The organism is Gammaproteobacteria bacterium, assembly GCA_016199745.1.
Classification (GTDB): Bacteria; Pseudomonadota; Gammaproteobacteria; order Acidiferrobacterales; family Sulfurifustaceae; genus JACQFZ01.
Genome location: JACQFZ010000048.1, coordinates 92,708 through 109,504, shown reverse-complemented (window position 1 = coordinate 109,504; position 16,797 = coordinate 92,708). Strand labels below are relative to the sequence as shown.

The 16,797-nt window shown below is 56.1% G+C and carries 13 protein-coding genes; 8 read left to right on the top strand and 5 right to left on the bottom strand.

The window, feature by feature from the left end:
* Positions 1–59: 59 nt before the first annotated feature.
* From HY308_11790 to HY308_11780, 3 genes are all read left to right on the top strand, one after another.
* Positions 60–893, top strand: coding sequence for an aldo/keto reductase (locus tag HY308_11790; GenBank protein MBI3898960.1), 834 nt, complete (start codon positions 60–62; stop codon positions 891–893).
* Between the two features lie 113 nt (positions 894–1,006).
* Positions 1,007–2,095, top strand: coding sequence for an AI-2E family transporter (locus HY308_11785; GenBank protein MBI3898959.1), 1,089 nt, complete (start codon positions 1,007–1,009; stop codon positions 2,093–2,095).
* A 538-nt stretch (positions 2,096–2,633) separates the two neighbouring features.
* Complete coding sequence (locus HY308_11780) at positions 2,634–3,251, top strand: sel1 repeat family protein (GenBank protein MBI3898958.1); 618 nt, start codon at positions 2,634–2,636, stop codon at positions 3,249–3,251.
* A gap of 82 nt (positions 3,252–3,333) precedes the next feature.
* On the opposite strand, the gene HY308_11775 is transcribed toward HY308_11780, so the two are convergent.
* Positions 3,334–3,744, bottom strand: coding sequence for a hypothetical protein (locus tag HY308_11775; protein ID MBI3898957.1), 411 nt, complete (start codon positions 3,742–3,744; stop codon positions 3,334–3,336).
* A gap of 276 nt (positions 3,745–4,020) precedes the next feature.
* Here HY308_11775 and HY308_11770 point away from each other — a divergent pair, with 276 nt between their 5' ends.
* The gene (locus HY308_11770; protein MBI3898956.1) at positions 4,021–7,569 is read left to right on the top strand and encodes an indolepyruvate ferredoxin oxidoreductase family protein; all 3,549 of its coding nucleotides are present in this window, start codon (positions 4,021–4,023) and stop codon (positions 7,567–7,569) included.
* A gap of 35 nt (positions 7,570–7,604) precedes the next feature.
* Here HY308_11770 and HY308_11765 read toward each other — a convergent pair whose 3' ends face one another.
* Complete coding sequence (locus tag HY308_11765; protein MBI3898955.1) at positions 7,605–9,047, bottom strand: MFS transporter; 1,443 nt, start codon at positions 9,045–9,047, stop codon at positions 7,605–7,607.
* A gap of 429 nt (positions 9,048–9,476) precedes the next feature.
* On the opposite strand from HY308_11765, the gene HY308_11760 reads away from it, so the two are divergent.
* A complete protein-coding gene (locus tag HY308_11760) occupies positions 9,477–10,130 on the top strand; it encodes a zinc ribbon domain-containing protein (GenBank protein ID MBI3898954.1) in 654 nt (217 codons plus the stop codon).
* A gap of 11 nt (positions 10,131–10,141) precedes the next feature.
* Positions 10,142–11,083 carry a glyoxylate/hydroxypyruvate reductase A gene (locus HY308_11755; GenBank protein MBI3898953.1) on the top strand — a complete coding sequence of 314 codons (942 nt, stop codon included), beginning with the start codon at positions 10,142–10,144 and terminating at the stop codon, positions 11,081–11,083.
* A gap of 141 nt (positions 11,084–11,224) precedes the next feature.
* Here the strand turns inward: HY308_11755 and HY308_11750 are convergent, their stop codons facing one another.
* On the bottom strand, positions 11,225–12,046 hold the full coding sequence (locus HY308_11750) for a helix-turn-helix transcriptional regulator (GenBank protein MBI3898952.1): 822 nt from the start codon (positions 12,044–12,046) through the stop codon (positions 11,225–11,227).
* Positions 12,047–12,119: 73 nt separating this feature from the next.
* On the opposite strand from HY308_11750, the gene HY308_11745 reads away from it, so the two are divergent.
* Positions 12,120–13,100, top strand: a complete 981-nt coding sequence (locus HY308_11745; protein ID MBI3898951.1) for an MBL fold metallo-hydrolase — start codon at positions 12,120–12,122, stop codon at positions 13,098–13,100.
* A gap of 88 nt (positions 13,101–13,188) precedes the next feature.
* Here HY308_11745 and HY308_11740 read toward each other — a convergent pair whose 3' ends face one another.
* Positions 13,189–14,046: a transporter substrate-binding domain-containing protein gene (locus HY308_11740; protein ID MBI3898950.1), complete on the bottom strand. Its 858-nt coding sequence runs from the start codon at positions 14,044–14,046 to the stop codon at positions 13,189–13,191.
* 356 nt (positions 14,047–14,402) lie between these two features.
* Here HY308_11740 and HY308_11735 point away from each other — a divergent pair, with 356 nt between their 5' ends.
* Entirely contained in the window at positions 14,403–14,738 is a 336-nt protein-coding gene (locus HY308_11735; protein MBI3898949.1) for a hypothetical protein, read from the top strand.
* On the opposite strand, the gene HY308_11730 is transcribed toward HY308_11735, so the two are convergent.
* Positions 14,656–16,704 carry a tetratricopeptide repeat protein gene (locus HY308_11730; protein ID MBI3898948.1) on the bottom strand — a complete coding sequence of 683 codons (2,049 nt, stop codon included), beginning with the start codon at positions 16,702–16,704 and terminating at the stop codon, positions 14,656–14,658. The genes HY308_11735 and HY308_11730 overlap by 83 nt on opposite strands.
* Between the last annotated feature and the right edge of the window lie 93 nt (positions 16,705–16,797).

The following is a 16,797-nucleotide window of genomic DNA, read 5'->3' as shown; positions in this document are numbered from 1 at the left end:
CGACGATCCTGTGACTTATTTAGTCAGTTATTAATGCGCTTATCTACGGAAACCGATAAATGAAGACCGTTAGATTACCCGCGGGTGAAGACGTCCCCGCGCTCGGTATTGGGACTTGGCGCATGGGTGAGAGCCGAGCCATGCGCAATGAGGAGATCGCGGCCTTGAGATTGGCGCTCGATCTTGGTATTACCCTGATCGACACCGCCGAGATGTATGGCAACGGCGAGACCGAGGTGCTTGTCGGTAAGGCAATCGCCGGTCGGCGTGACGAGGTATTTTTGGTCAGTAAGGTTTTGCCTACCCATGCTAGTCGCGGCGATACGGTTGCCGCTTGTGAGTGCAGCTTACGGCGCCTAAAGACCGATCGACTCGATCTCTACCTGCTGCATTGGCCCGGTGACGTGCCGTTAGCGGAGACGATGGAAGCATTTCTGGCGCTGCAGCGTAGCGGCATGATCCGCCACTACGGTGTGAGTAATCTGGATCGGGCGGACATGGAGCAGCTTTGGTCGCTGCCGCGAGGTAACGATGTGCAGACCAACCAGCTGTTGTACAACCTCGAACGCCGCGGTATCGAGTGGGATTTGTTGCCGTGGTTGCGTGAGCGCGGCGTGCCGGTCATGGCGTATTCGCCGTTCGAGCAGGGGGAGCTGCTTTGCGATCGACGATTGGCTAGTTTTGCCGAGCGTTATCAGATGACGCCGGCACAGGCCGCACTCGCTTGGTTGATGAGTCAGCCCGATATCATTGCGATTCCAAAATCCAGCCACCGGAAACGGGTTCAGGAAATTCACGGCGCACATCAGGTGCGGTTAACACAGGAACAGCTGGCCGAATTGGACGCATTATTCCCGCCGCCGGCCGGTGCGCAACCATTAGCGGCGATTTAACCACGAAAAACACCTGATACCCGATAGAGCAAGCGGCATGGCTTCGCTGTCCTCGAATCCATAAGATGGGGAAAAGCAGTCGACACCAATCGTGGTAGAGAGGAGGGGTATTCATGGAGCCTAGAACGTCGTCGCCGGTATCCGGAGAAACTTTTTACGCGCGTACCTTTGCGTTACTGACGTTGTTATTCTTGGGTTACTTGCTTTACCAGATTTTGTTGCCGTTTTTTGCGCCGCTCAGTTGGGCGTTGTTTATCGCATTTCTGTTGCAGCCGGTACACATTGGGTTGACTAACAAATTAAAAAGCCGCCAAAATTTATCCGCCGCATTCCTCACATTTGCCGTGTTTCTAATGGTGGTCGGCCCGCTTACTGCCCTGGGTGCAGCATTCGGTGCGCAGGCGGCAGAGTTACTGCAGTTCGTCCAACGGATGGCCACTGACCATCGATCGGCGGAGCTGTCCGATCTCAATACCATTCCGGTTATCGGTACTGTGCTTACTTGGTTGCAGGACTCTGTTGGTGTGTCGCCGGCGCAGATTCAAAGCGGCTTCGTCGAAGGAGCGCGCACCGTGCTCCAGGTGATCGGCTCGCTTGGCCGAAAAATATTTTTCGGCGCGCTCGGCACGGTAATGGGTTTCGCGGTCATGATGTTTATTCTTTTCTTTATGATTCGCGACAGTCAACCCATGCTGATGACGTTGCGTGCGCTCGTACCGATGTCACCGGCTTACAAAACCCGTTTGTTCAGCCACCTCGCTGCTGTCGCGCGCGCTGTCGTCTACGGTAGCGGTGTCACTGCGTTAGTCCAAGGAACGCTTGTCGGCATCGGCTTCGCCATCGTTGGCCTGCCATCGCCGATTGTCTTTGGTGTATTCGCTGCGCTCTTTGCGTTGGTGCCTATGGCCGGCACACCCATTGTTTGGGTACCGGCGGTGATTGTGCTGGCGGTACAGCAACGTTGGGTGTCGGCTATTTTCTTACTGGCGTGGGGAATCATGGTGACGACGATCGATAATTTCATCCGTCCGCTTCTAGTTTCCGGTCGGGCACAAGTTGGTACGCTCACCGTTTTTATCGGCGTATTGGGAGGTGTCTCGGCATTCGGAACGGTCGGCTTGTTCATGGGTCCTCTCGTGCTCGCCCTAGTGATTGCACTGATTCAGTTCACTATCGACGTGCGACAAGCGCGCGTAAGTTGATTACGTTGGAACCTAGCGGGTAGCAGGTTAGGGCGAGATCGTAATTCTGTCTTCAATATCTTCTCTTTCAGTTGTTCCGGCTTGAGGCGTTGTTTCACCGTCAGTAGATTAGTGACTCCTTTTATACCAGTTAAGCGGTAGATCACCCGCTCTGCGTCTTATTTTTCGAATCGCCAATCGACTTCACCGATAGAAGCGGAAACGTCATCAAACGCTCGTGGGTCATTTAGGAAATGCGACCGACGATAGGCCGTGTGTGTTTGCGACAGATTTTCGACGCGCATAGATCTTGGATAAATTAGTGGACGACCGGCGGGTCCAATATTTGCAACACATGCAGAGAAGTGGTCGCGGGCTAACGGTGATTGCGTTAGACGACGCTGTAACAACCTGGCTACCAGGGTCGATGAAAGACGCCGCTGGATCGATCGGATATACCGTTCGCAACCGGTGCTACATTTTTAACTATAGCCGTCCGTTGGCAGTGCGAGAGGGTAATTCGATGTCGCATACAAGGAAACGTGTCTGGGTAAGCATTATGGGGCTCGCCATGGTGTTTCTGTTCGGTACTGCTGTATCGGCGAACACCGAAGAAGATGGAATTAGCGCTTACCAAGCGCATGACTATGCGCGAGCCTATGCACTCTTATATACGCTCGCTGAGCGTGGTAGCCGTGAAGCCCAAGCTTATCTCGGCCTCATGTACGGAATGGGTAGAGGCGTAGAACGAGACGAGGCGACGGCCGCCATGTGGGTTCGTCGGGCGGCAGAGCAGGGCGATGCCGTCTCGCAAACATTATTAGCGAGCCTGTACTCCGAAGGTTATGGCGTACAGCGTGACAATGCCGAGGCGTTTCGTTGGTATCACGCTGGCGCTCTAGGCGGGAACCCGGTCGCGCAATACGCACTTGGATTATTTTATGCCCAAGGTCGGGGCGTACAGCAGAACGACGCCGAAGCGGTAATCTGGTTTCGCAAGTCCGCTGAGCAAGGCGAGGCGATGGCGCAATATAATCTCGGTTTGATGTACGCCCAAGGTCGCGGTGTCGAGCAAGACACCACTCAAGCAATCGAATGGTATCGGCAGGCGGCCGTGCAGGGAGATGCTAATGCTTGGCGTGCGTTAGCGGAGCTCGAAAACAAAACGGCACAGTAATCGCTATCCGCTTTACTTATTTCTCGCCATCGCTTCTGGGAAGCGAATGGCGCTTATTTACCGCTTCATGGCGTCTCACCAGTTACCGACAACGTCTGAGCGCGCGTGCCAAGCGTCGCTCGCTTTGCTGCAGACGTACGCGGTCGAGTCTTCCTGCTTGATGATTAATGTCCACCACCGGTGCGAAGTTCACGTTAACGCCGAGTGCGGCAAGTTCGCGGCCTTGAGTGGTAGCGTATTGCTCGATTGCGCGTCGTCGTTGCTCTATATCGGCAAAGCGACCGACCACCTCGGCAATTGGCGGTAGACGCGTCAGCGGCGGCGACAAACGCGAGACACCGCCGCCTTCCTGATCGGTGGCGATCCCCAGCGGCGGTAAATGCGACGGACGTTGCCCTTCAAACGATGAAATATCGTGCTCGATCTGAATCGCTGTCATATCGTTTACATTCCGCGCGGTGATGAAGACGCCGGCAATGGCCCGATGTACTATTAACTGCCGGACATCTGAGCGTCACGCGAAATTTAAAATGACCATGAGGTGCCGCGCGCCGACGACGATGTGGCGTGCAGCATAAGCGGAAAAAAGCCCAAGAGTCACCATAACTAATAGCGGCCGCCAATGTCCAAGAAGTGGGGCGCTAAGGCAGGTCTAAACCTGAGCGACTTTCAGAACAAGAGCCGATTTGCCGGCATTCGTTGACTCGATTTCAGCTAAAGTTAGTTCGTATTATGTCGTAGACCCCGGTCACCCGAGATTCGAGCCGTTATGGGTCAGATCACGTTGGTAGACAAGTACGAAGTGGTAACCGGTCGCGTATATCTGACCGGCACGCAGGCGCTTGTGCGTCTGCTGATGTTGCAACAACTGCGCGACCGGTCTCGTGGACTGAACACTGCCGGATTCGTGTCCGGCTATCGCGGTTCGCCGCTGGGCGTGTTGGACCGGGAATTGTGGAAGGCGCGCCCGTATCTCGCGCAACACCGCATTACATTTATTCCCGGCGTCAATGAAGAGCTGGCGGCTACTTCGGTTTGGGGCACGCAGCAGGTGAGCCTGTTCCCTGGTGCGAAGTACGACGGTGTGTACGCGATGTGGTACGGCAAAGGGCCGGGCGTCGATCGCAGCACCGACGTGCTGCGCCACGGGAACGCCGCCGGTACGTCGAAGCACGGCGGCGTGCTGGTTATCGCCGGCGATGATCCCGGCGCGAAGTCATCGTCGCTGGCGCATCAGAGCGATCACTTGTTCAAGGCGATTTTGATGCCGGTGTTGGCACCGGCCAGCGTGCAGGAGTATCTCGACTACGGACTGCACGGTTGGGCGCTGTCGCGCTATTCCGGTTGTTGGGTGGCGCTGAAGGCTGTTACCGACACTGTGGAAAGCTCGGCCTCGGTGTACGTCGATCCGCATCGGGTACAAATTGTTACGCCGTCGGGTCCGATCGTGCCAACCGACGGACTGAGTATCCGCTGGCCGGATCCGCCGTTGGCGCAGGAACGGCGCCTACTGAATCACAAACTCTATGCAGCGCTAGCGTATTGCCGCGCCAACGCGCTTAACCAAACGGTGATCGATTCGCCAAAGCCGCGGCTCGGCATCATCACTGCCGGCAAATCCTATCTCGATGTGCGCCAGGCGCTCGACGATCTGGGTATCGACGAGCGACGTGCGGTCGAGATTGGATTGCGCGTATATAAGGTAGGGATGGTATGGCCGCTCGAATCAGAGGGGGTGCATCGGTTCGCCGAGGGGCTGGAAGAAATCCTGGTGGTCGAGGAAAAGCGGCAATTGCTCGAATATCAGTTGAAAGAGCAACTCTACAATTGGCGCGAAGACGTACGCCCGCGTGTGATCGGTAAGTTTGACGAGAAGGGCGAGTGGGTTTTGCCGCACGATCACTGGTTGTTGCCGGCTGCCGGTGAGCTAACGCCGGCGATGATCGCGCGCGTAATCGCGTCGCGCATCGAGCGGTTTCACACTTCCAGCAAGATGCACGAGCGTCTGACGCTGATCGACGCGAAAGAGAAGGCGCTCGCCGAACCGCATCTTACCGTCGCACGCGTCGCGCACTATTGTTCCGGTTGCCCGCATAGCAGCTCCACCAAAACGCCGGAAGGCAGCCGTGTGTTGGCAGGCATCGGTTGTCACTACATGGCGCTCTGGCTCGACCCGGTCACGACCCAGACCTTCAGCCAAATGGGCGGCGAGGGCGTGGCGTGGATCGGCCAGGCACCGTTCACCCATACCAAGCACGTGTTCGCGAACTTGGGCGATGGAACCTATTTTCACTCCGGAATTCTGGCGATCCGCGCCGCGGTCGCGGCCAAAGTGCCGATCACTTATAAGTTGCTCTACAACGACGCGGTGGCGATGACCGGCGGCCAACCGTTGGACGGTGTGTTGACCGTGCCGCAGATCACGCATCAACTGACCGGCGAAGGCGTCAAAAAAATCGTTGTTGTTACCGACGAGCCGGAAAAGTACGGCGACGCCGCCGGCTTCGCGAAGGATGTCCCAATCCGTCACCGCAACGATCTCGACGCGATCCAGCGCGAGCTCCGCGAATATCCCGGCGTGTCGGTCATCGTCTACGACCAGACCTGCGCCGCTGAAAAACGCCGCCGGCGCAAACGCGGAACATATCCGGATCCACCGAAGCGCGCGTTCATCAACGAGGCAGTGTGCGAGGGCTGCGGTGACTGCAGCAACAAATCGAACTGCATGTCGGTCGTGCCACTCGAGACCGAGTTCGGCCGCAAACGCGAAATCGATCAATCGTCATGCAACAAAGATTTCTCGTGCGTCAACGGCTTCTGCCCGAGCTTTGTCACGGTTGAAGGCGGCAGCGTACGCAAAGGTGTCGCTTTGGCCGACGCCGATCGCAGCGAGTGGAATATTCCCGAGCCGATCTTGCCGTCGCTCGACGAACCGTATGGCATTCTTGTCACTGGCATCGGCGGCACTGGTGTCGTTACGATCGGCGCACTGCTCGGTATGGCGGCGCACATCGAGCAGAAAGGCGTCACCGCGCTCGACATGGCGGGAATTGCCCAGAAGGGTGGCGCCGTCTGGTCGCATGTCCGCATCGCCGCTCGCTCGGAGCAACTGTACGCGCCACGTATCGCCACCGGCGAAGCCAACGTGGTGCTCGGCTGTGACATCGTCGTGACGATTGCCGATGAAACGTTGGCAAAAGTGCGTGCCGGCTGGACCCGGGCCGTGATCAACACCGATTTCTCGATCACCAGCGATTTCATCCGCGCCTTCAGCGCGCAAGCAAAGACTGGCGATCTCGAGCGCCATCCTGACCCCATTTTCCCACTCGATGGTATGAAGGCGCGTGTCGATGAGACCATCGGTCTGGGTAGGACACATTTTGTCGATGCCACACGCCTCGCGACCGCGTTAATCGGCAACACAATCGCGACCAATCTGTTCTTATTAGGATACGCCTATCAGAAAGGTCTAATCCCGATCTCGGCCGCCGCCATCCTGCAGGCCATTGAGCTCAACGCCACCGCCGTCGACACCAGCAAAAAAAGTTTCCTCTGGGGCCGTCGCGCCGCGCACGACCTCGATTTGGTGAAGAAGATTGCCACTCCCATCGATCCCGCGCACGCACATTTGACCCCGTCGCGCGACCTTAACGAATTAATCTCGCGTCGGGCCGTGCATCTAACCGAATATCAAGATGCTGCATATGCCCGCCGTTATACTGACCTGGTCGAGCGCATTCGCTCTGTTGAATCGAGCAAAGGCGGGGATGACACTCGACTAACTGAGGCCGTAGCACGTTACTACTTCAAGCTGCTCGCCTACAAAGACGAATACGAAGTCGCCCGTCTATATACCAACGGTGATTTTTTGAAGCGGCTGCACGCCACCTTCGACGGCGACTTCCGGCTGACCTTCCATTTGGCACCGCCGGCGTTTGCAAAGGCAGATCCCATCACCGGCGAGTCGCGAAAGCGTTCGTTCGGTCCCTGGATGCTGGGAGTATTTGAGGTACTAGCGAAGTTTAAATTTCTTCGCGGAACGGTTTTCGATATCTTCCGCTACTCCGAGGATCGCAAGATCGAGCGCCAGCTGATTGTCGACTACGAACGCAACATCGAAAAACTTATCGCCCGGCTCAGTCCGCAAAACTACGAATGTGCCATCGAGATCGCGTCGTTACCCGAACGCGTCCGTGGTTTTGGTTCCGTCAAAAAGCGCCATCTGGAACACGCCAAGAAACGAGAAATGGAATTGTTGGCGGCGTTTAATAGCGGAAGCCGGAAAGAACGATTGCCCGAATTGGTGAATGCTCGTTAAGAAACCTAAATAAAGAAGTAATTTGTCGAGCTGAATCAGTTTCGTTCGGCATTCTCCATGCTCAACGGCCGCGCCACTGCTTCCAGCGATTTGCGTTCTGCATCGACGCCAAGGATCGCCGCGACGGCGGCAGCGAGGCACATCAACAGTGCGGCGAAGGCATAACCGAGCAGTACCGTATCGCGGCTGCCGCTGCCGATAAGGGTAGCGAATAGCGCCGGCGCGATAAAGCCACCGATGCCGGTACCGACGGCATAAAATAGCGAGATGGCGATGGCACGCATCTCGATGGGAAAGATTTCGCTGACGGTAAGGTAGGCCGAGCTCGCGGCGGCGGAGGCGACGAAGAAGATGGCGGACCAGGCCAACGTATGGGTCGTCGCGTTTAACCAGCCGCGGCTGAAGGCGTAACCGCTGGCTAGCAATGCCAGGCCGGAGATGGCGTAAGTGGCAACGATCAATGCACGCCGACCGATAGTGTCGAACAAGCGTCCGAGCACTAGCGGTCCGAGGAAATTACCAAGCGCGAACGGGAAGATATAGAGACCGACTTTTGCATCGGCAACGCCATAGAAACGCGTTAACACAAGCGCGTAGGTAAAAAATATCGCGTTGTAGAAAAATGCCTGTGCCGCCATCAGCGTAATACCGAGCATTGTGCGCGAGGTCGCGTGTACGGTGACGTGGCGCAACACTTCGCGCCATGATGGCGCGGTGCGGGGGCGAAACGTCAGTGTCTGCGTGGATTTCGGTAAGGTACCGAACTGTGCCGCGACTTGCGCTTCGATCTGTTGCATTTCCGCTTCGGCCTGTGCCTCGTGACCGTTGAGGATCAGCCAGCGTGGACTTTCGGGGACGTGGCGGCGCACAAGCAGAATGGCAATGCCGAGTACCGCGCCGAGTGCAAAAGCCAAACGCCATCCCCAGCGCGCACCAATGAATGTCGGATCGAGCAGAATCAAGCTCAAGCCGGCGCCGAGCGCTGCGCCAACCCAAAAGCTGCCGTTGATGGAAAGATCGACCAGGCCGCGCACACGCGCAGGGATCAACTCGTCGATCGCCGAATTGATCGCCGCGTATTCACCGCCGATGCCGAAGCCGGTGAAGAACCGACACAGTGCAAACGTGGTGAAATTGATCGCGGCTCCGGTCAGCACTGTCGCTACCAAGTAAACCGTCAACGTAATCAAGAAAAGGCGTTTGCGACCCAGCCGATCGGCCAAACGGCCGAAGTACAGCGCGCCCAAGACGGCGCCGCCGATGTAAGCCGATCCCGCCCAACCGATATCTGCCACCGATAGTCCGAGTGTATCGACCCGCTGCAGTGCTGCGCCAAGCGATCCAACGATGGTGACTTCCAACCCATCCAGTATCCATGCCGTACCCAACGCGATGACGATACGCCAATGCCAGCGTGACCAAGGTAACGCGTCGAGTCGCGCGGGGATGGTGCTGTGAACGAGGGTCGGCGGCGGCATCCTTGTGCATCCTTCTATATAAATAAATTGGCTTGAGACATTCTGTATCGAAAGCGGCCGAACGCCAAATACTTCGTCTAACAAGCGCTGAATAGTTGGGGGCAATGCCGATCCCAAAACGGATGTCCAGTTGACAGACATCGCTCGGATGCAAGGAAGCGTACATAAAGAGCTCAAGGGAGATATTTCCACCAAGCTGGTGGAAACGCAGACGGGCGCCAGCGTTTGGACCAACCCAGCCTGGGTTAAGAAAACTATCGGTGGCGTCGATTTGGCGCCTTTCATTGCCAAAATAGCGATCGAGTGGAGTTCCCCCGATTCCAGAGCAGGCTCGCCTTCGCGCATAATAGCGTCGGAGGTGTCCGGCGTTTTATCCTACCGGCACTTTATTAGCCGCTGTAAATAAAATATTTGTCGACGAGGGAGCTCATGACTGATTACAAATTTGCCGATAATTATCGAGATCTGTGCCGCAGCGATGGGGTCGATGCCGGGTTTCAGTTCGAGTTCCGGTGTGAACGTTGTAGCGATACCTGGCGTACGGAATTCAAACCTTATCGGGCGGGGCAGGCGTCGGGGTGGATACGCCAAGTTGGATACATGTTGGGCAGTTTTGGCGGATGGGGAAATACGGCGGGCAGCGCGGTCGGCGGTATCGCCCAAGCGGGATTTTCAACAGCGCGTGATGGGGCGTTTCAAGAAGCGATCGCCAGCGCCGAGAATCATTTCAATCGTTGTGCAAAATGCACTCAACATGTTTGCGCAAAATGTTGGGACGGTGCGCGTGGGTTATGCCTGCTTTGTGCGCCGGATGTAAAAATCGAAATTGAGACGGCGCGGCGCGAAGGTGAGTTGCAGGCGGCGCACGATCGGGCGCGGGAAGCGGGGCTGGTGTTGGGCGCCAAGCCGAGCGTGACTACCGAACAACAACTGGTTTGTCCGCAGTGCAGCGCCCAAACACGCGGCGCTAAATTCTGTCCGGACTGCGGCACGACGTTAGCAGCACCGACGACTTGTACGAAGTGTCAGGCACCGCTGCTAATCGGCGCCAAGTTTTGCGGTGAATGCGGTGCCAAAGCATGACGGGTGTGCCGATGCGAATTCTGTTAAGCGGCAGCTTTGACGAGACCGAGCGCGACCAGTGGCTGCACGAGTTACGCGTGGCGTTACCAGAGGCCATGTGGTGTCTGGATGCGAACGCGGATGAGACACGGCAAATCGAGGTGGCCGTAGTCGCCAACCCGCCACCCGGTGCGTTACAGGGATTGACCCAGCTGCAGTTAATCCAGTCGTTGTGGGCCGGGGTCGATCGATTGTTGGCAGATCCGACCGTGCCGCCGGACGTGCCGATTGCGCGTATGGTCGATCCGGCAATGAATGCAGCGATGGCGGAAACGACGCTGTGGGCGACGCTGTCGTTGCACCGGGGTTTCTTCGTTTACGCACGTCAGCAATCGGAAGGTCTGTGGCGGCAACTGCCGCAACGGCGCGCGGATGAAGTGCAGGTCGCTCTGCTCGGTTTAGGCCAGATGGGTCGCGCGGCCGCACGAAAGCTAGCCTCACAAGGCTATATCGTCAACGGCTGGAGCCAAACTGCGCAGGCCACCGTTGACGAAGGTGTACGTACTTGCGCCGGCGCCGAAGCGTTGCACTCGCTGCTGGCGAACAGCGATATCGTGATCAACCTACTGCCGTTGACGCCCGCGACCCACGGGCTGCTGGACCGCCGTTTCTTCGCCGCGATGCGGCCCGGTGCCAGTCTTGTGAATTTGGCGCGCGGCGCTCATGTGGTGGACGACGATCTTTTGGCCGCGCTCGATTCCGGTCAGGTGGGTCATGCGGTGCTCGATGCCTTTCCTACCGAACCGCTACCGCCCGGCCACCGTTACTGGCGACATCCGCAGGTGACGCTATTGCCGCATGCGGCGGCACAAACCGATCCACGCAGTGCGGCGCGCGTGGCAGCCGAAAATGTTCGGGCTTGGCGCGATGGGCGCCCAATCGCGCACCGTGTCGAGCGCGCGCGGGGTTATTGAGATTGGCACGGCGTTGGCGTGCTGGTCGACATAAGGGCTCAGAGACGGTAACAAAATGAACGTTGGCACCTTAACTCCCTCCCCCTCAGGGGGAGGGGACGGCTACGTTGCAGCTATTTCATTTTGTTACCGTCTCTTAGTTTAAAAATCCTTCGCAAGCGTGCTCTCGAAATAGCGCCCCGGCGTTACGCCGAGCGCTTGCCGAAACATCGCAATAAAAGCCGACGTGTCTTGATAGCCGACATCGACCGCTGCGGCGGTTACCGATCGGCCTTGCGCCAATGCTTCCAACGCCACCAGCAGCCGCAGTTGTTGGCGCCACATCGCGAAGCTCAATTTCGTTTCTTTCGTGAATAAGCGCGCGAGCGTGCGACTGCTGGCGCCGACACGGGTCGCCCAATCTTCTAAGGTGTCGGTAGCGGCTGGATCAGCGCGCAGCGCGGCAGTAATGGTGCGCAGACGACGATCTTTGGGTTCCGGAAGATATAACGGCGTCTGCGGCAGCGTGGCAACTTGGTCGATGAGTACGGCGTGCAAACGCGCCTGCGGACCGTTCTTGGGATAGCGCCCGCCGTAGTGCGCCGCCTGTAGCAACAGCTCGCGCACCAACGGTGTGACGGCGACGGTGCAGCAACGTTTGGGTAGGGCACGAGCACCGCTCGACTCTATATATAAGGAGCAGAGTGTGAAACTGCGCCGCGAAACGATGCGGTGCATGAATCCCGGCGGCAGCCAAACACCGCGTTGCGGAGGAACGATCCAGCTGCCGCCATCGGTTTCGATGCGCGGTACACCTTCGGCGGCATACAACAACTGGCCCTTACGATGTTTATGCGGCGCACTGTCGGCACGTGCATAACGTTGGTGCAATACGAATGCGGGGCGGGCGATTTTGTCGGGATCGATGATGCGGGCATCGCCGAGCCGCTCGATATGGTAGTTATGACTTGTCTGTTTTGCCATATGGGTTGGCATTCTACGCCAATCGTCGACACGATCGACTGTATACGATGTGTCGCGTCGTATATCCAACCCAATGTGGAGAAACACCATGACCTCAATTCTAAAAAATACGCTATTGATGGCTGCTGCCACGACGCTTGGCCTGGGCGCGGGTGCGGCGCAAGCCGGCAAGCTCGGTGTATTTACCTCGGACGCCAACGGCTTCGATACGCATACTTTCTATTACGACGACGGCCGGGAGGTAACGTTGATCGACACGCAGTTCGTTCCGGCGCTGACGCAGGCGATGGTCGAGCAGGTAAAAAAAGAAACACCTTCACCGATCACGCGCGTGATCGTCACGCATCCGAATCCGGACAAGTTCAACGGGTTGGCGTATTTGCATAGCCTAGGGGTGGAATCGATCAGTAGTCGCGCGGTGGCCGAAGCAATGCCAGGTGTGCACGAATACAAGAAATATTATTTCGTCAACATCGCCAAAATGTTTACCGACGAAACCTACCCAAAGTTCGAGAACGTGAAGATAACCTTCGACGGCGAGACTCAGCTCAAACTGAAGTCCGGCGAAACGCTCAGTTTGATCGAGCTTAAAAATTCCGGCGTATCAAACAAACAGGTTGTGGTACGTATCGACAAGACCGGAGATCTCATCGTCGGCGACCTGGTACATTACAAGGCGCATGCCTGGCTCGAAGGTGGCATCGTCAATGGCAAACCGCAACCGGATCTGGACAAATGGGTTGCCGCGGTCGGTGAGTTGCCGGCACTTACCAAAGGTAAACCCGGCGCTAAGGTCTACGGCGGACGCGGCCAGTTCGTCAATGTTCGGAAAGCAGTGGATGCACAACAGGCTTACTTGACCAAAGCCAACATGCTGGTCGATAAGTACATCGCCGAGTTGGGCGATCGTAAAAGTGAGCTTAGCGATCCGGCGAAAACGAGCGCACATTATCAAGTGTTACAGCAGCGCTTCGCCACGACATTCCCCGACTATCAGTTGCCGTACATGATTGGTTACAGCATTTACGGGTTGGTTAACAGCAAGCTAAAGTAAAAACGGTATGTTCATCCCATTGAGCCGCATTCGCGGCCCAATGGCTTTACTACAGAGGTCGACAGCCTGCATCGAGACATTTGCCTACCTATCGCTTCAGTTCTTTTGTCACGAGGCGTTCGAATTCTCCCGATTTCTTCAGGCGTGCCAACGCTTCATTGAAGCGCGCGAGAAAAGCTTCCATATGCGCCGATTTGTTGAAGGCAAGGTAAGTCGGATTCTCGGCTAGCGTTCCTGCCAGACGAAGATTTGGATAGGACTTTATGAGCGCGTTAGCCGATTGCTCAATCGAGAGAACAGCATCCACGCGTCCCATATTTAATTTTTGAAAATTCTGTTTGTCGTCCGATACCTCGTTGGGAATGACAGCGCCGGAACGACGCGCCTCATCGAACTCGTTGCCGTAGCTCCAACCGCGGATGACACCCACACGCTTTTTCATTAAATCGTTTAAACCGGAGAACGGAAAGTCGCGGTAGGCGACGACGTAGACGTTCATTCGTTCGGTAAACAGCGGGTCGCTGTAGTCGAACTTTTTGATGCGTTCGGAATTCTTATAGATGCCGCCAACGCCGGCAGTACTCGCTTCAATCTCTGCCAAGGCACGGCGCCAAGGTTTGGATTCGATGTCGACTTCGACGCGCATTTCGTGGAAGACCGCCGCCATCAACGTCGGATACAGGCCGGCCGACTTCCCTTGGCGCATGAACATAAAGGGTGGGTTGGCGTCGTCGACGTTGATGTGAATATTGTCGGTGGCGTTTGCCGGAATTGTGCCCGTCAATAGAATGGCGAACAACGCGATAACGCACGACACGATACGAAACCGTTCTTTCAGAACGGAATCGGTCCGCCGAATATCGCTCGCCGCGGAGCGGCGGTACGTCGTTGCTGAATAAGAGAACTGCCCTTGCTTATTGCTGTCTGGAATATGGCTTGAATTCATTCCTTAGGTTTCCTTGGTTGGAAGCCAAATAGATCGACGTGATCCATCCTACATAGGGGATGCCAAACGAATAACAATATGCCAGGAAATGGCCAATAGAAAAGTAGCAAAAACTGTTCTTTGCGATTTGTGTAGCGAAACAGGCGCTCGACCGCGATAGTTTATAGGGTAGCCGCGAATGGCACTTACTTAAAGACGCATCGGAGCTGCCACTCCCTCTCCCAGGTGTTTTTTGGGATCTGCGTGGGCAAAAAATCGTTGCCCACCCTACATGTTTGAATTTTTAGAGGCTCCCTTCAGTTAAGTAAGTACCAGTCGGGTAGCCGCTTTATTCGTTATCGGCGCTTGACGTCAAATTGCCTGTGCTATGTTTTCTTAGTAGGGCAGAGGGGCATGGGGCGCGAAAAAATAACCGAACGTCCGGTATTTCTTATGTCGAAAAACTGTTTGGCGTCTTTCAAAGACTCCATGGCGATAACGAGTACGAAGGCACCGGTGTCGGGCTCGCCATCGTACGCCGAGTCATCGATCGTCACGGTGGTCGCATTTGGGTTGACGCTAAGCTAGGGGTGGGTACAACGTTTTACTTCACGCTCGGCCCTGATGTTATTAAAGTGTATCGTCAATTGTCGGACCTAGGATTTTTATCAAGGGTTCAATGTGGGCCGCGTAATTTTTCCAACGTTGTTTAGACTGCGTGTAAATCGGCTGACGGACTTGACCAACACTTAGAGTCCTGACCGTGCGCGCAGATCGGTAGAATTCAAGGCATGCAGAGTGCCACTCCAGTCCCAAATAATCGATGAGCCTGCGCGCTTCCGTATCAATATCGGCGACCACTTTCTCGTATTGGCTGTCGAGTATTTTTATCGGTAGTACATCTTGCCAATGACGCATCACGCGCTCGTATTCTTGGTAATACCGGGCGATCTCCTCGAGCGAGTAGGCGTAGTTCACGCCTGGCGCGAAATCGTGAAAATAATTGGACAAACAAGTATCCAGCGGGTCACGTCGGCAATGAATGATTCTGGCTTTGGGAAACAGTAGGGCAATCAGACCCAGATGCATAAAGTTGAAGTGCATCTTGTCGGTGACGCGAACGATATGATGTTGATCCTTTACATCACGTCGTAGTCGCTCCAAGTAGCCGGCGGCAGCGGCGCGGCTTTCATCCAGCACCCACTCATTTAGGTACTCGGGATACCGACGCTGTGCTTGACCGGGCTGGTTCTCCAGGCAAGTGATGATCTCGCTTATTTTGACGAGCTCGCCGGCACCGTGGACTTGCGGATGACTGGCGACAATTTGCTCGACCAACGTCGTGCCGGAACGCGGCATACCGACGATAAATACCGGGAGCTCATCGTCGCATCCATGGTGACGTTGGCGGGCAAAGAAATCGGCATCGAATGTCCTAATGATGCGCTCGACCTGAGCGCGCAGGCGCTCAATGTCAAATTTCGTCGAGACGTGTTTTAACTTGTTAGCGCGGTCGTAGAAAAAAAAAGCTTTGTCGTACGCCTTGCAATCGTCGTAGACCTTGCCCAAAGCAAAGCAGAGTTTCGCCGTTTGCTCCTGATCCAGCACCTCGCTGGTGAGCAGACGTTCCATGCTTTTTACGTCGTCGTGTTCTGACGACGTAAATTTGGTTGTCATCGAAATATGCGCGTAGGCCTCAGCCAAATTTGGATCCAACGTTAAGGCGTGGCGATAATTGCGCTCAGCTGCCTCGATGTCGCCTTTGGCGGCTAATGTTAGGCCTAGATGGTTGTAGGTAGTGGCATCGTCGGGATTGAGTCGAATCGCTTCTCGATAGGCGGCTTCCGCTTCGGCTATGCGCTCCTGTATGGATAACCAAGTCGCGAAGTTGGAGATCGCCCGGGAGTTGCCCGGTTGCAATAAAATCGCCCGGCGAAAGGCGGCTTCTGCTTCGGTCGAACGGCCGATTCGATCAAGCGATACACCGAAATTGTTCCAGGCGTCGGCGTGATCCGGTCGGAGTGCCAAGAATCGCCGATAAATTTCCGCGGCTTCGACATATCGATTCTGTTCTTGCAGTAGCTGGGCTAAGTTGAACAATGCGTCGGCATGATTGGGGTCGATTTTTAAGATGTGTAAAAACCGTTGTTCCGCCGGCGCATAGTCCCGTCGGCGTTGAAGACAGCAGGCTAGATTGTTATAAGCGTCCATATCATTCGGACGTAGGTCAACCGCTTTCTCGTAAGCCTTTTGCGCTTCGGCGAGTTCTCCCTGAGTTAGCAATAGCGTGGCGAAGTTGTTCCATGCCGCGGCAAAATCGGGTTTCAGTTGAATCACGCGACGGCAGGCATCGATAGCAGCGGAAATATCTCCGTGTTCGCGCAGCGCATTACCGAGATTAAACCACGCCTCGACGTAGTCGGGCTTGATGGCTAGCGCGCGGCGATACGCGGCGATAGCCTCCGTATGAGCACCGCGCAAATGAATCATGTGCGCAAGATTGTGCGCTACCGCTGCGCTCGTTGGCGCGATGGTTGCGGCACGGCGGAATGCCTGTTCGGCCTGCGCATAGTTTCCTTTTTGGTATTGTTCCATCGCCTCGGCGAAGGCCTGCTCGAGCATGGCCCTGGACCCAGAAGCGGGCGATGGTTGCTTGGCGCTACGTTCTTTTTTAGTCATGCGTCGGGAGCGTCCGAATCGAAGGTATGCGACGCATGATGCAGACCCGCCGGCAGCTTGGCAACCGGTCAAAGAAATGGCGAGCGGACGTAT

Coding starts and splice junctions, on each gene's coding strand:
- HY308_11765 (MBI3898955.1), bottom strand. CDS start 9,047: ATGCCGCCGCCGACCCTCGTTCACAGCACCATCCCCGCGCGACTCGAC.
- HY308_11770 (MBI3898956.1), top strand. CDS start 4,021: ATGGGTCAGATCACGTTGGTAGACAAGTACGAAGTGGTAACCGGTCGC.
- HY308_11780 (MBI3898958.1), top strand. CDS start 2,634: ATGGGGCTCGCCATGGTGTTTCTGTTCGGTACTGCTGTATCGGCGAAC.
- HY308_11790 (MBI3898960.1), top strand. CDS start 60: ATGAAGACCGTTAGATTACCCGCGGGTGAAGACGTCCCCGCGCTCGGT.
- HY308_11740 (MBI3898950.1), bottom strand. CDS start 14,046: ATGAATTCAAGCCATATTCCAGACAGCAATAAGCAAGGGCAGTTCTCT.
- HY308_11745 (MBI3898951.1), top strand. CDS start 12,120: ATGTGGAGAAACACCATGACCTCAATTCTAAAAAATACGCTATTGATG.
- HY308_11750 (MBI3898952.1), bottom strand. CDS start 12,046: ATGGCAAAACAGACAAGTCATAACTACCATATCGAGCGGCTCGGCGAT.
- HY308_11755 (MBI3898953.1), top strand. CDS start 10,142: ATGCGAATTCTGTTAAGCGGCAGCTTTGACGAGACCGAGCGCGACCAG.
- HY308_11760 (MBI3898954.1), top strand. CDS start 9,477: ATGACTGATTACAAATTTGCCGATAATTATCGAGATCTGTGCCGCAGC.
- HY308_11730 (MBI3898948.1), bottom strand. CDS start 16,704: ATGACTAAAAAAGAACGTAGCGCCAAGCAACCATCGCCCGCTTCTGGG.
- HY308_11785 (MBI3898959.1), top strand. CDS start 1,007: ATGGAGCCTAGAACGTCGTCGCCGGTATCCGGAGAAACTTTTTACGCG.